Here is a 12,974-nt window from a genome sequence, read left to right as displayed (position 1 = left end):
CAGAAGACCGGAGAACGCCGGAGAACGCACCTCGTGGGTGCGGAGAACGCCGACGAACCCGGAGAACGCAGAACCCCGCCCCGGCGCGTACGGGGGAATGCGCGCCGGGGCGGGGAGACCATGGGAGTCGCGGGACCCTCACGGGGCCTCAACTGTCATGGCCGGGGATGTGAGGGGCCTGTGGCTCAGCTGGCCACGGACTGTCACTTCAGGTGCAGCTGCTGGCCCGGGTAGATCAGGTCGGCGTGCTCGACGACGCCCTTGTTGAGCTTGAACAGCTTCTGCCAGCCGCCGTTGACGTGGTGCTTCACGGCGATGGAGCTGAGCGAGTCACCCTTGACGACCTTGTACTCGCCGTCACCCTTCTTGACCTTCTTGCCGGTCGGGGTGGTGACCGTCTTCGAGGCGGACTTCGCGGCCGGGCGCTGGGCGGAGCGGGAGGCGGCCGGCTTCTCGGTGGAGCGCTTGGTGGTGGCGGAGCCGGTGGAGCCCGAGGACGACGCCGTGCCGCCGTTGTAGGCGGCACCGGACAGGCCCGTGCCGCAGACCGGCCAGGCGCCCTTGCCCTGGGAGGCGAGAACCTTCTCGGCGATGGCGATCTGCTGCGCCTTGCTGGCCTGGTTGGCGGTCGGCGCGTACGCCGTGCCGCCGTACGCGGCCCAGGTGGAGGCGGAGAACTGGAGGCCGCCGTAGTAGCCGTTGCCGGTGTTGATGGCCCAGTTGCCGCCCGACTCGCACTGGGCGACGGCGTCCCACTCGGAGGCGGTGGCGGCGGAGGCGGTGCCGGCGGCCATCAGCGGGGCGGCTATCGCGGCGCCGGTGACACCGACGACGGCGACGACACGGGTGGCCTTGGACGGACGACGGTGCTTGCCCTTGCTGGAGAACAGCATGGAAGATCCCCTCACCGACGCCTGCGAGGTGAGCTGTCGGGTTCGGGCCGGTTGAGTTGCCCGGTCACACCTCCTGAGGAGGCATGACTTCACCCCTAGCCGGAACCGGCGTTCGACTGCCGGGCCCGGCGCCTACCTTGGGTCCCCCGCTCCTGCCTACGGCGCTTGACGCGACGACTGTTCCCGGACTGCCGCTGGCAGGACTCGGCGTAACGACGGCCGGGGCCCGGGGTGCCGGGCGGCATTGACCGTAGACACACGGCTCATGGAATTTCAAAGACGATCAGGGCTTCTGAGACTGATCCCACACTTTCACCAAAGTGGACATTACCGTACGAAACGGTGCATCAACTCCCGCTCGATTTCGCCCGTTTACGAACCGATCTGCAGAGTCTGACCAGCCGTGATGCGGTCGGGATCGGAACCGATGGTCTTCTTGTTCATGGCATAGAGGTGCCGCCACCCGCCGTCGAGGTCCAGGGCGTCCGTGATGGAGATGAGGCTGTCCCCGGCACGGACGGTGTACGTGCCGTCGGTCTGCGAGGCGTGCCGCCCGCCGGTGGAGTCGCTGGAGAGGCCGCCCTCGCCCTCGTCGCTGGCGCCACGGTGCCGTCCTGAGCCGAGGGCACCGGTGTCGACCAGGGCCGAAGTCCCGTCGGCCTGAAGGGAATCGTCCGTCGTGTCACCCGTCGGCGCCTCGGTCGGCGAGGTGGTCGGGGACTGCGAGCCGGTCGAGCCGGACCCCGTGGACTTCGTGGAGTCCGTCACACCGGAGGAGTCGGACTTACCGTTCTTGTCGGACTTGCCATTGTTGCTCTTCCCCTTGGACGACGAGGACGACCCGTTGCCCGAGCTGGACGAGTTGTCGGTCGAGGAGTCCGACAGACCGGATGAGACCGGCACATCGGACGAGTCAGAATCATCCTTCGAGTCCGACTTGTCCGAAGAGTTGGAGTTGCCTGAGTTGCCGTTCTCGTCCGACTGTGAGTTGTCCGACGACCCTGACGACGAGTCGGAGTTCTCGTCGTCGGCGACACCCGTGTCGACCGAGGCGTTGCCCGAGTCCTTGTCCAGTCCGTAGAGCGCACCACAGGTCGCCCACGCGTCGGCACCCTGGTCCGCGAGGATCTTCTCGGCGACGGCTATCTGCTGCTGCCGGCTGGCCTGGTCGGCACGCGCGGCATAGTCGAGACCGCCGTACTGCTCCCAGTCGGCCTGGGTGATCTGGAGGCCGCCGTAACGCCCGTTGCCTATGTCGGCACTCCAGGCGCCGTCGCTCTCGCACTGGGCGACCTTGTCCCATGTGGTGCCGTCGGCCGCGTGGGCGCTCGCCGCGCCGAGCAGCGGGATGGCGATGGCGGAGCCTGTCACACCGGCCGCGACGATGAGGGCCGGGGCCTGACGGGGGCGACGATGACGACCGTTCCCGGAGAGCATATCGGGGCCTTTCACGAGACAGCAGTGACCAGCGCGGCGTTTGAAGCTCGGTGTGTCGCCGTGCTGACGGTCGAACGTAGCGACAGACGATCAGTCATCACAAGTTCATGCCACGGAGATCACGCGAAGATCACAGAGGTGAGGGAATGTCACCTTTTGAGTAAGGCTCCCGTCAGTCGAAAATGTCGATCCGGTCGATTACCGGACGGGTGTGACGGAGGTGAACTCCACGGGCAAGCCGCGCAGTCCACGCATGATGAGCCCACCACGCCACCGCAAATCGGTCGATTCCACCGCCAGTTCCAGGTCCGGCAGCCGGGTCAGCAGGGTACCGAGCGCGGTCCGCCCCTCGACCCGGGCCAGGGGTGCGCCGAGGCAGTAGTGGATACCGTGGCCGTAACCAAGGTGTTGCATGTCACTTCGAGCGAGGTCGAGCACGTCCGGATTCTGGAACCTCTCGGGGTCCCGATCGGCCGCCGCGAGCACCACAAGTACAGGATCACCTGCAGCGATGCTCCGACCGCCGACCGTGAGCGGCCGGGTGGCGAACCGCCATGTCGCGATCTCCACCGGCCCGTCGTAGCGCAGGAGTTCCTCGACCCCGTTCTCCAGCAGCCCCCGTTCGCCGCGCGCGAGGGACTCCTGGAGCCGCCGCCGCTCCCCCGGGTGGGTCAGCAGCGCGTACATGCCGTTGCCGATGAGATTGACCGTGGTCTCGAAGCCGGCGAACAGCAGGATGAACGCCATCGCCGCAACCTCGTTCTCGGTGAGGTGCTCACCGTGGTCCGAGGCCCGGATGAGCCCCGAGAGGAGGTCCTCCCCCGCGCCTGGCTCATCGGGCAGCAGCTCCCTCTTTCTATGGATGAGTTCGGCGAGATAGCCACGCATCTTCCGCACCGACCGCGCCACCCCGCCACGCGGCCCTCCGCCATGACGGATCATCATGCCCGCCCAGTCCCGGAAGTCGTCCTGGTCCTCGCGCGGGACACCGAGCAGATCGCAGATCGCATAGATAGGGAGCGGAAACGCGAACTCATGGATGAGGTCCGCGCCGCCGCGCCCGGCGAACCCGTCGATCAGCCGGTCCGTCAGCTCCTGCACCCGCGGAGCGAACTCCGCGACCCGGCGCGGGGTGAACGCCTTGCTGACCAACCGCCGCAGCCGGGTGTGGTCCGGTGGATCGATGTTCAGCAGATGCGTCATCAGCTCCGCCTTGCGCTCACCCGGGATGCCCGTCCTGCCCCTGGCGTGCTCCGGCTCGTCGTGATGCTCCGGGTTCTTGGACAGCCGCGGATCGGCGAGCGCCTGCCGGGCGTCGGCGTACCGGGTGACCAGCCACGCCTCCACCCCGCTGGGCAACCTGGTCCACCGCACCGGCTCGTGCTCCCGTAGCCAGGCGTAGGCAGGGTAGGGGTCGGTGGCGAACTCCCAGGAGAACAGGGCGGGTGCGGGCGGCTCACCCTGCCGGGCGGGCTCACCAGGCCGGGCGGGCTCGGCGGGGGTCGGGGAGCTGGGCTGGTCGGTCACTCCCCGACGGTATCCGGGGCGGTGGGACGACCGCGCCCGGGGGACCGGGGCCGCGGCGCAGGGACGCGGCGGGCGCGAGGTTCAGGGACGTGGCGCAGGGCCGTGGCGCGAGACCCGAGCCATGGCGCGAGGCCGTGAGGCGGGGCCGTGGCGCAAGGCTGTGGAGGCGGGCCGCCTCCTCGTACCACTGCGCGGCTACCCGTGGCACGGGACGGACGGCCTTCGGCTGCGGCGACCGTCAGCTCTGCTCGTCCTGGGCGGACCCCATGACCTCGACGCCGTCCACACCCTCCACGCCTTCGATGCCCTCCACGTCCTCGACGCTCTCCCCGCCCCGAACGCCCTCCGCGGCACGTATCGCCTCCCGGTACGCTCGCGCCGCCGCGCGCAGTGCCGTCTCCGGGTCCACCCCCTCCGCCTCGGCCCGGGCCGCCAGTGCCAGCAGCTCGTAGCCGACGCCCTCGCCGTGGGGCAGCGGTACGTCGAGGGCTGCTGTGCGGGCGCGGGAGGCCAGCTTCGCGGCCAGGGCAAGGCCGGGCTGGCCCAGGGGGATGCCCTCCGTGACGGAGGTGCGGCGCTTCTCCTCCGCCTTGGTGCGCAGCCAGTGCTCCTTGACGTCCTCCGGGGTCTCGGCCGTCTCGTCGCCGAAGACATGGGGATGGCGGTGGATGAGCTTGGCGACGATGCCGCCCGCGACGTCGTCGATGGAGAACGGCGCCTCGGGGTCCTCCTCCGCTATCCGCGCGTGGAAGACGACCTGGAGCAGTACGTCGCCGAGTTCCTCGCGCAGTTCGGCGCGGTCACCGGCCTCGATCGCCTCGACGAGCTCGTACGCCTCCTCGATGCCGTACTTGGCCAGTCCCTCATGGGTCTGCCGGGACGACCAGGGGCACTCGGCGCGGATACGGTCCATTACCTGGACGAGGTCGAGGAGGCGCGCACCCGGCAGGTCGTAGGAGGCGGGCAGCAGCTCCAGATCCGGCATGCTCACCCGGCCGGAACCGGCGAGACGGGCCAGTCCGTCGGTGAGCGCGGGCTCACCCTCGCCGGTGGCCACGACCACCACGGTGCGGCCACCCGCGCAGGTGTCGACGAGCTGCTCGGCGGTCGGGGCGGCCTCGTCGACGGTTATGCCGGCCTCGCGCAGATACGGCAGCTGCGGATGGGCGCCGTCCGCGCACAGCACACGGTCGGCGGAGCGCAGCGCCTGCCAGGCGGGCCAGGACAGCAGTCCGGGTGCGACGCGGTGGCTGGTGGTGAGCAGGACGATACGTCCGGGAGCGGCTTCGGGGCTGGTGGTGTTCACGCTCCGAACGTAACGCACCCCGCGGACCGGCCTCCGGCGTTGTCCACAGGCCCGGGATGCCGATCGGATCGTAGGACCGCAGCAGACGCCGTACCGCCGCCGGTACTACACCGCGGCCCACGGCCCGCCCCGCCCGACCTGAGGCGCCCCGCCTCAGGTCGCTTCAGGTCGCCTCAGGTCGCCGTCTGCTGCGAGGCCGCCGTGACGTCCCGTACCCACGGGGTCTTGGCGTCGACGCGGCTGCTCTTCGTGACGTCCCAGGTGCCGTAGCGGGGGTTGAGGTCGACGCGGAGTGCCTTGGACGCGGCGGACAGGGCCTTCCAGAAGGCGGGCTGGCTGGTGTCGGTGCCGAGCGTCGTGGCGAGCTTCTGGGCCTCCAGCTGGAGGTGGAGGTTGTCGTCGAGACGCTTGGGCGCGATGCCGTAGCGCTGGAGCCAGACCGTCTCCAGCGCCTTGGAGCCGCCCGCCTGCTGCTCCAGGCTGGTGCGCAACTGCTGGACCTCGTTGCGGGTGGCGGTGACGCCCGCGGTCTGCGCGGCCTTGTGCAGCACCTTGTCGAGGACCAACGCGTGGAGGGTGTCGCGGGTGAGGCTGCCGGAGCTGGCGAGCACCTGCTGGTACTGCGTGTCGTCCGACACCGCCGCCCGCTGCGCCGCGCGCACCTCGTTGACCCGGGTCTGGAGCTGCCCCACGGTGATCCGCTGGCCCCCCACGACAGCCGCCGCACCCGGGTGCGAGTCGTCACCGCAGGCGGTGAGCAGCGGCGCCGCCGCGAGGAGCGCGGCGGACAGGACGAGCGCGGAGCGACGGCGGCGGTGCAAGGAAACCTCCCGAGGAGCTTGTGCCGGGGTGCACAAAGTCTTGCGGTGATCGATGTTAGGCAGTGGCCCAGCTCAGGCCAACCCTTCCGCTCAACGATTCACCATGATTTCGGGCAACGCCGGGGCCGCGGCCACCGCCGCCGCCCCGGCCGGCGCCCTGCGTCAGCCGGTGATGGCCACCGGGGCGTCCCAGGCGTCACGGTCGACGGTGATGGTGTAGCCGCCGCGCGTCTCCTTGCTGTTGACCATGTACTGGTGGGCCCGGCTGTGCCCGGTGAACTGGGTGGCCCCCCACGGCCAGTCGGCGGTCGTGGTGTTCTGCTTGTCCCACAGCGCGTACCAGAGGTTGCCCGGCAGGTCCGTCTTGTCCTTCGCCGTGGCGATGGCCTTGGCGCTGGAGCTGGTGAAGCCGTAGTAGCCCGCGCGGTAGGTCTTGGCGTGCAGCCCCTTGTCGAAGGCGCGGACGTACGTCAGCACGGCGTCGTTGCACGACGTGTTCGTGGTGTCGTACGACTCCATGTCGAGGTAGATCGGGCTGCCGGCCTTCATACCGAGGGCCGACGCCTTGGCCACCGCGTCGGCGGCGTCGCTCGCGCCGAGGCTCGCCGCGGTGGACGCGGAGATCTTCTCGGGGCTGGAGCCGGTCTGGCAGGGCGGCTGGGCACCTACGTAGAGCGGTATGAGCTTCCAGCCGACCGTGGTCACCGACTTGACCCAGGAGGCGGTGAGGTTGGGCTGGGCGCAGCCGCGGTTCTTGCCGCCGACGTAGACGGCCGCGGCGCCGTAGAAGCCGTCGTGCCATGCCTTCATGGCGGCGGTGGACGGTGCGGCGCAGGTGTCGAAGGCGCGGCCGGTGAACGTCTTCTGCGCGGGCCAGGTGGTGGCTGCCATGGAGGTCTGCGCGGCGATCCCCGCCCCGGCGACGACGGCGACTCCGACGGCCCCCCATATGAGGTATCTGCGCTTCTTCGACTGCCGATGGCCGGACATGGTCTACCCCACCCCTGGATGTGTATTACATGAGCAGAAAAAACGCGCCAAAGGACACAAAAATCGAGAGTGGCCTGAATCGCGCGGCAAAACGGACCGAACCGTATCCGAAGCGGCCCCCGCCTGCGGGAAACACCGGACCATGCAGATCACAGATGTCTCTCAGGACCCGGCAAACTCTACCCCCGCATCTGTCCCAGCCATTGCAGGGTGCGGCGGATCTCGGCCGCGAGCGGATGGCCGGGTCCGCGCAGCATCTCGACGTCGAGCAGCAGGCGCGCGAGGGTGTCGTGCGCGGCGGCGCGGTCGCCGAGGGCGAGCAGCAGAAGCCCGATGCGGCGGCGTACGTCGTGGGAGAGCTCGGGGTCTCCGGCGACGTACTGGTTCTCGTAGTACGGCAGCAGCGAGCGGTACTCCGCGAGCGCGGCCGCCGGTTCGCCGAGCTGCTCCAGGCACTGGGCGGCTTCGTAGCGGTAGCGCAGGGACTGCGGGTCGGCGTGCCCGGCCTCGGCGGCGCGCTCGTCGGCGAGCCGGCGCAGTTCGGGCAGCGCGCGCCGGTACTGGCCGTCGTCCAGGAGCGTGGCCGCGTACTGCTTGCGCAGGGTGCGCACCACCGGGGAGTGCTCGCCGTGCTGCTGCGCGGCGGCGGGCAGGATCGCGCCGAGGATGTCGACGGCCTGGGTGATGCGGCCCTCGCCGAGCAGCCGCTTGACCTCGTCGACCGCGGCGGCGACATCGGGCTTGTCGGGCACGGCCGCCACGGGGGCGGGCTGGGGCGCGGGGGTGCGCGCGCGGTCCGGCCAGGGGGCTTGCGGGCGCAGGAAAGGGCGCGTGGGGTCGAGCGGCGCGCCGGTGGGGGTGCCGCGCGGCGGGAGCAGCAGCTCCAGGTGCTCGTACACCTCCTGCGCGGAGGCCGGGCGGTGCTGCGGGTCCTTGGCCAGCAGGCGCAGTACGAGCGCTTCGAGCGGCTCCGGCACCTCGGGGCGCAGCCGGCGCACGGGCAGTGGCGGCTCGTACAGATGGCGGTGCAGCACGCCCAGCGCCGTCGATCCCGCGAACGGCACATCGCCGCTGAGCAGCTCGTGCATCAGCACGCCCAGCGCGTACAGGTCCGTGTACGGGCCGACGGCACCGCCCATGGCCTGCTCCGGCGCCATATAGGCGGGCGAGCCGATCGGGGAGCCGGTGTGGGTCAGGCGGGTGGTGTCGTTGTCCATGACGGAGGCGACGCCCAGGTCGAGGACGGTGACGGTGCCGTCCTGCTTCACCATCACATTGCGCGGCTTGAGGTCGCGGTGAATGATCGGCACGGCGTGCACGGCGCTCAGCACGGCGCACAGCTGCGCGGCGACCGCGACCGTCCACTGCCACGGGTACGGGTCGTGCTCGGCGAGATGGTCGGAGAGGTCGGCGCCGTCGATGTACTGCATGACGAGGAACAGCTCCTCGCCCTCGCTGCCCGCGTCGTGCACCGTGACCAGGCCGGGATGGTCGACCTGCGCGGTCACCCGGCACTCGCGCACGAAGCGGCGGCGCAGTTCGTCGGCCTCCTGGCCGGCCACCTTGTCGGGGCGCAGCAGTTTCACCGCCACACGCCGGTCGAGCCGCTGGTCGTACGCCGTCCAGACCTGGCCCATGCCGCCCTGCCCTATGAGCGTGGACAGTTCGTAGCGGTCGGCGACGACACGTCCTGTCGCCACGGTCACCTTCCGCCCTCGTGGTTGCCGTCCTGGGTGCCGTCGTGTTTGCGCAGATAGTCGCTGAGTTCGTCGAGCTCGGCGCGCACCTGGTCGATATGGGCCGGCGTGCGTCGTTGCGGGGGCGGCGGCGCCGTCGACAGCGGCGGCTGGGGCGCGGGCATCGGGGGCGGGGTGTGGTGCGGAGTGGGGGCCGGGTACGGCGTGGCGGCAGGGTACGGCGTAGCGGCGGGGTACGGCGCCGGAGGCAGCGGATAGCCGTACGCCCCGGCGGACTGCTGTGTGCCGTAGGCCGCTTGGCGCTGGCCCTGGTAGTACCGGATCTCGGCCGCGAGGTAGTACGCCGTCGCCGCCACCAGTGTGCTCAGCAGCAGGAACAGGCCCAGCCAGCCGCCGGTGGTGTGGATCTTGTCACCGGGCTCGGCTGCGATCAGCGCCATGCTGAGGGTGTCGGCCGCCATCACGGCCACGAGCAGGCCCCAGTCCACCGACTTGCGCGTCACGATCGCCAGCCGCAGCAGCATCGCCCAGGCCAGGAAGCCCAGACTGCAGAAGGACAGGACCACGAGCACCGCGCGCAGCAGGATCAGCCATCCGGTGGCGGGCGGCTGCTTCACCGGCTGTGCGTAGCCGTGGCCTTGCATGGCTGCTCCTGATGCCTGAGTAGAACGCGTGCGCGGCATACCCCGTCCCCGGTGCTCCGGGCAACGACGGTCGTGCCATTGTCGCTTCGAGCGTATAGGTCCACACGGACAACCGGTCCGGGTTGTACCGAACCGTTGTCGCGCCGATCACTCCTGATGACGCCGCAGGTGCCGCCGGTGATCGGCGGTGATCAGCGGAGTGAGGGCTTCCGGAAAATGCCGGGCGCACGCCCCCCGCGCGTGATGCCCGGCTTGCGCCGGCGTGGATGTGCGGCCGGGTGCGGGTGGGGTGCGCGCCGGACGTCCGGATCGCACCGCGTAACCCGCGCGCGAGTCGTCCGCACGCGCGGGTCGTCAGTCCGGAGTCACCGTGCCGTCCGTCAGGCCGTCGTACATGCCGCGCACGAGCTGCTCGCCGAGCCGTCCCGCGTACCTGAGCGCCCGTTCGAACTCGTCCAGGGCGCGGAACCGCGCGCCGTAGCGACGCTGTTCGTCGAGCGGGAGACGGGGCAACTGGAGGCGACGCACATCGAGGCGGGTGGCGGTGGACGCATAGCTGCTGGCCTGGCGGTTGTTGGCGGTGCCGCGCAGGAACCCGGCGAGGAACCACGGATCGAGCGCCGCGGCGTCGGGCCGCAGCAGCACGAGATTGCGCCCCAGGGCGGCGCCCGCGGTCGCGTCGTCGACCACGCGCGCGACCGAGCCGCCCCCGAGCACCGGGACGACGACATCCCCGGCCTCCGCGAGGACGGCCTCCTCGTCGCTCTCGGGCAGCGTCCCCGACGGGCCGGTGCCCGCCAGGACGTCATTGTCGGTGAGCACGGGCACGCGCGCGTTGCCGCCGTTTCCGCCGGTGCGCAGCAGCAGTGCGCCCCCGCGCGCGAGTTCGCCGACGGTGGTGAGCGGCCAGCGGGCGGGCCGGGCGGACTCGGCCGGGGGCGGGGTGAGATCGGCGGTCAGGCGCAGGGTCTCGCCGAGGAGGTCCCGTACGGCGGTGAGCTGCTCGGCGCCGTCGGCTGCGGCGGGCGGCGGCAGATGGCGGGCGGGGGCGAGGTCCACGTCGTCGTCGAGGAGATCGATGACCGGCACCGAACGGGCCAGCCCCGGACGCTCGTCGAGCCGTCCGGCGCGGTCGAAGGCCCGCCAGGCGTCCAGGACCGTGTCCCGCACGCCCTGCCAGTCCGGGCCGCCGCGCCCGCCGGTGGCGAACCGGCCGGTGTCGGCGAGCAGCACCTCGGGCTGCGCGGGCGCCGTACCGGGGCGCCGCAGCACCCAGATGTGCAGCGGGATGTTGTACGGCGGCGCCGCCCCGACCGGCAGGGCCAGCACGGCCCGCAGCGCGCCCCGGCGCAGCAGGTCGGCGCGGATACGGCGGCCGGAGCGGCGGGAGGCGGTGGCGGGCGGCATGAGCAGGACGGCGGTGCCGCCCTCCTTCAGCCGTGCGAGCGCGTGCTGCACCCAGGCCAGCTCGGACTCGGTGCGCGCGGGGAAGCCGTACTCCCAGCGGGCGTCGTAGGCGAGTTCGTCGTGGCCCCAGTTGCGCTCGTTGAACGGGGGGTGGCACAGCACGACGTCGGCGCGCAGCCCCGGGTATGCGTCGGCGCGCAGGGTGTCGCCCACGGTGCCGCGCACGGCGGCCCGGGTGTGCAGCGCGAGCCGGAGCGCGGTGAGCGCGGCGAGGTCGGCGGCGCTGTCCTGGGCGTAGAGCTCCTGGCCGGGGCGGTCGGGGACTGCGCGAAGCAGGGCGCCGGTGCCGCAGGCGGGGTCGAGCACGGTGCGGGCGGGGCCCGCGAGGTCGGCCATGAGACCGGCGAGTTCGGCGGGGGTGAGGGTGTACTGGCGCGGGTTGGCGTCGAGGTGCCGTCCCAGCAGGAACTCGAAGGTCTGGCGGGCGCCCAGTTCGGCGGCCAGTTCGGCGGCGCCGCGCAGCAAGCGGACGGAGGGGAGGAGCTGGGGGCCGGTGGGGGTGTGAACCGCTGGCTGGGCGTTCACAGGGGGTCGCGAGTTCACGACGGCCGTGGGGTTCACAGGGGGTGTGCTCTGGGGTCGGGCGCTCGCGAGGGGCGGGGTGTGAGCGGCGGGCGGGGTGTTCACAGAACGCGGACGGTTCACGGCGTGGGGGCCGTTCGCGGCGGGCGCGGTGTGCGCGCCCTCGGCGGCCGACGGCGTGTGAACAGCGCCTCGCGCGGCAGTCGAGGCACCCGGGGCGGCCGGGGCGACCGACGCCGCTGACGGGGTCGCTGACGGGGTCTGACCGCCCGCCGCCGGCGCACCCGCCGTCCCCGTCGGCACCCCGAAGCGTGGCCCCAGCACCTCAGCCAGCGCCTCGGGCAGCATCGCCGCCAGCCGCTCGTCGGAACCGGCGCTCACGTCCAACCAGACAGTGGGCCGGTCATGGACGAGCAGCAGGGCGCAGCCCGCGTGCACCAGGGCGGTGACCGGCCCTTCCGGGTGCCCGGCGAGCTGCTGCCAGACGCGCTCGCGCAGCGGCACCTCGGCGAGCTTCCCCTGCCTGCGCAGCCATGCCTCGACCTCGGCCAGCGCGAAGGAGGGACTGGTCTCGGTGCCGCCCACCGGCTTGGGGAAGTCGGGGTGCCGGCGCCGCCAGTTGCTGACCGCGGCTCGGCCGACACCGGCGAGCCGTGCGATTCCCGCCGCAGTCACTTCCGTCGCGTTGTCCTGCACGCACCCCACTCCCCTCGTCCCGTCTGTGACGCCGAGCATACCGGGGAAGGCAGGAGAATCCCGTTCACGCATGTGTATTGGTCACCACGCGTGAATCGTGTTGACTCGGTTCACGGCCCGTGCTGTTATTGACCCAGCGAACGAGCGGTCGCAGAGCAGGAGCGGTCGCCGTCATCGGGGAGGGAAAGCCATGGGTATGAAGGCCAAGATCGCGCTGGGCGCCGTCGTGGGCGTCGTCGTCATCGGCGCCGTGTCGGCGAACACCGGAGGCGGCGGCAAGGACGACAGCGGCAAGAGCGGCGGCTCCGACAAAGGCTCCTCCGCCTCAGCCCCGCACAAGTCCGGCGGCACGAAGAAGGACGCCGGCAAGGGCGACGCGAAGGCCGCGAAGAAGGTCGCCTTCAAGGGCGACGGCGACTTCCGGGTCGGCTCGGACATCAAGCCCGGCACCTACCGCTCGACCGGCAACACCGACGGCATGTGCTACTGGGAGCGCGCCAAGGACGCCTCGGGCGAGACGGACTCGCTGCTGGCCAACGACAACGTGACGGGCACGAGCTATGTCACGGTCAAGGCCACCGACAAGATCTTCAAGACGAGCGGCTGCTCGGACTGGGAGACCGTCGACCCGAAGGCCGAGAGCGGCTCCCCCACCGCGAAGATGTCCGGCGACGGTGGCATGTTCAAGGTCGGCACCGATGTCGCCCCCGGCACCTACCGCTCCACCGGGAACAAGGACGACTCCTGTTACTGGGAGCGCACCAAGGACGCGGAGCAGTCCCTCGACTCGATCATCGCCAACAACAACGTGACCGGCACGGCCGTCGTCACGATCGGCAAGGGCGACGGCTACTTCAAGACGACCGGCTGCGGCGACTGGAAGAAGTCCTCCTGAGTCGCCCCCTGGTGGCCGGCCGCCGGCCGCACCGGCGTCACACCACCGCTCATCGCACCACTTCACGCCATCCACGAAG

The 12,974-nt window shown here is 71.2% G+C and carries 10 protein-coding genes and 1 riboswitch; of the genes, 1 reads left to right on the top strand and 9 read right to left on the bottom strand.

Annotated elements, in window-relative coordinates; all coding sequences use genetic code 11:
* Positions 1-203 precede the first annotated feature (203 nt).
* The 9 genes from ACSYGN_RS24125 to ACSYGN_RS24085 all read right to left on the bottom strand — a co-directional run bounded on the left by ACSYGN_RS24125 (position 204) and on the right by ACSYGN_RS24085 (position 12,000).
* Complete coding sequence (locus ACSYGN_RS24125) at positions 204-893, bottom strand: transglycosylase family protein (RefSeq protein ID WP_460398949.1); 690 nt, start codon at positions 891-893, stop codon at positions 204-206.
* Between the two features lie 3 nt (positions 894-896).
* Positions 897-1,067: riboswitch (cyclic di-AMP (ydaO/yuaA leader) on the bottom strand.
* A gap of 198 nt (positions 1,068-1,265) precedes the next feature.
* Positions 1,266-2,330 carry a transglycosylase family protein gene (locus ACSYGN_RS24120; RefSeq protein ID WP_460403691.1) on the bottom strand — a complete coding sequence of 355 codons (1,065 nt, stop codon included), beginning with the start codon at positions 2,328-2,330 and terminating at the stop codon, positions 1,266-1,268.
* A gap of 198 nt (positions 2,331-2,528) precedes the next feature.
* A complete protein-coding gene (locus ACSYGN_RS24115; protein ID WP_460398947.1) occupies positions 2,529-3,857 on the bottom strand; it encodes a cytochrome P450 family protein in 1,329 nt (442 codons plus the stop codon).
* Between the two features lie 238 nt (positions 3,858-4,095).
* Complete coding sequence (locus ACSYGN_RS24110; protein WP_460398945.1) at positions 4,096-5,163, bottom strand: nucleoside triphosphate pyrophosphohydrolase; 1,068 nt, start codon at positions 5,161-5,163, stop codon at positions 4,096-4,098.
* Between the two features lie 173 nt (positions 5,164-5,336).
* A complete protein-coding gene (locus ACSYGN_RS24105) occupies positions 5,337-5,984 on the bottom strand; it encodes a SurA N-terminal domain-containing protein (RefSeq protein ID WP_460398943.1) in 648 nt (215 codons plus the stop codon).
* Positions 5,985-6,146: 162 nt separating this feature from the next.
* On the bottom strand, positions 6,147-6,974 hold the full coding sequence (locus tag ACSYGN_RS24100; protein WP_460398941.1) for a glycoside hydrolase domain-containing protein: 828 nt from the start codon (positions 6,972-6,974) through the stop codon (positions 6,147-6,149).
* A gap of 179 nt (positions 6,975-7,153) precedes the next feature.
* Positions 7,154-8,638, bottom strand: coding sequence for a protein kinase domain-containing protein (locus tag ACSYGN_RS24095; protein ID WP_460403689.1), 1,485 nt, complete (start codon positions 8,636-8,638; stop codon positions 7,154-7,156).
* 38 nt (positions 8,639-8,676) lie between these two features.
* Positions 8,677-9,315, bottom strand: a complete 639-nt coding sequence (locus tag ACSYGN_RS24090) for a hypothetical protein (protein WP_460398939.1) — start codon at positions 9,313-9,315, stop codon at positions 8,677-8,679.
* A 354-nt stretch (positions 9,316-9,669) separates the two neighbouring features.
* Positions 9,670-12,000: an N-6 DNA methylase gene (locus tag ACSYGN_RS24085; protein ID WP_460398937.1), complete on the bottom strand. Its 2,331-nt coding sequence runs from the start codon at positions 11,998-12,000 to the stop codon at positions 9,670-9,672.
* A 190-nt stretch (positions 12,001-12,190) separates the two neighbouring features.
* Between ACSYGN_RS24085 and ACSYGN_RS24080 the strand changes: the two genes are divergently transcribed.
* Positions 12,191-12,895 carry a hypothetical protein gene (locus tag ACSYGN_RS24080; RefSeq protein ID WP_460398935.1) on the top strand — a complete coding sequence of 235 codons (705 nt, stop codon included), beginning with the start codon at positions 12,191-12,193 and terminating at the stop codon, positions 12,893-12,895.
* Positions 12,896-12,974: the final 79 nt, after the last annotated feature.

The sequence above is a fragment of the Streptomyces sp. YIM S03343 genome (assembly GCF_054729195.1).
This window is presented reverse-complemented; position numbering and strand designations above follow the sequence as displayed.

What these genes read in the sequence shown, in the direction of transcription:
- ACSYGN_RS24125 (WP_460398949.1), bottom strand. Translation starts at nt 893, where the DNA reads ATGCTGTTCTCCAGCAAGGGCAAGCACCGTCGTCCGTCCAAGGCCACC.
- ACSYGN_RS24120 (WP_460403691.1), bottom strand. Translation starts at nt 2,330, where the DNA reads ATGCTCTCCGGGAACGGTCGTCATCGTCGCCCCCGTCAGGCCCCGGCC.
- ACSYGN_RS24100 (WP_460398941.1), bottom strand. Translation starts at nt 6,974, where the DNA reads ATGTCCGGCCATCGGCAGTCGAAGAAGCGCAGATACCTCATATGGGGG.
- ACSYGN_RS24090 (WP_460398939.1), bottom strand. Translation starts at nt 9,315, where the DNA reads ATGCAAGGCCACGGCTACGCACAGCCGGTGAAGCAGCCGCCCGCCACC.
- ACSYGN_RS24080 (WP_460398935.1), top strand. Translation starts at nt 12,191, where the DNA reads ATGGGTATGAAGGCCAAGATCGCGCTGGGCGCCGTCGTGGGCGTCGTC.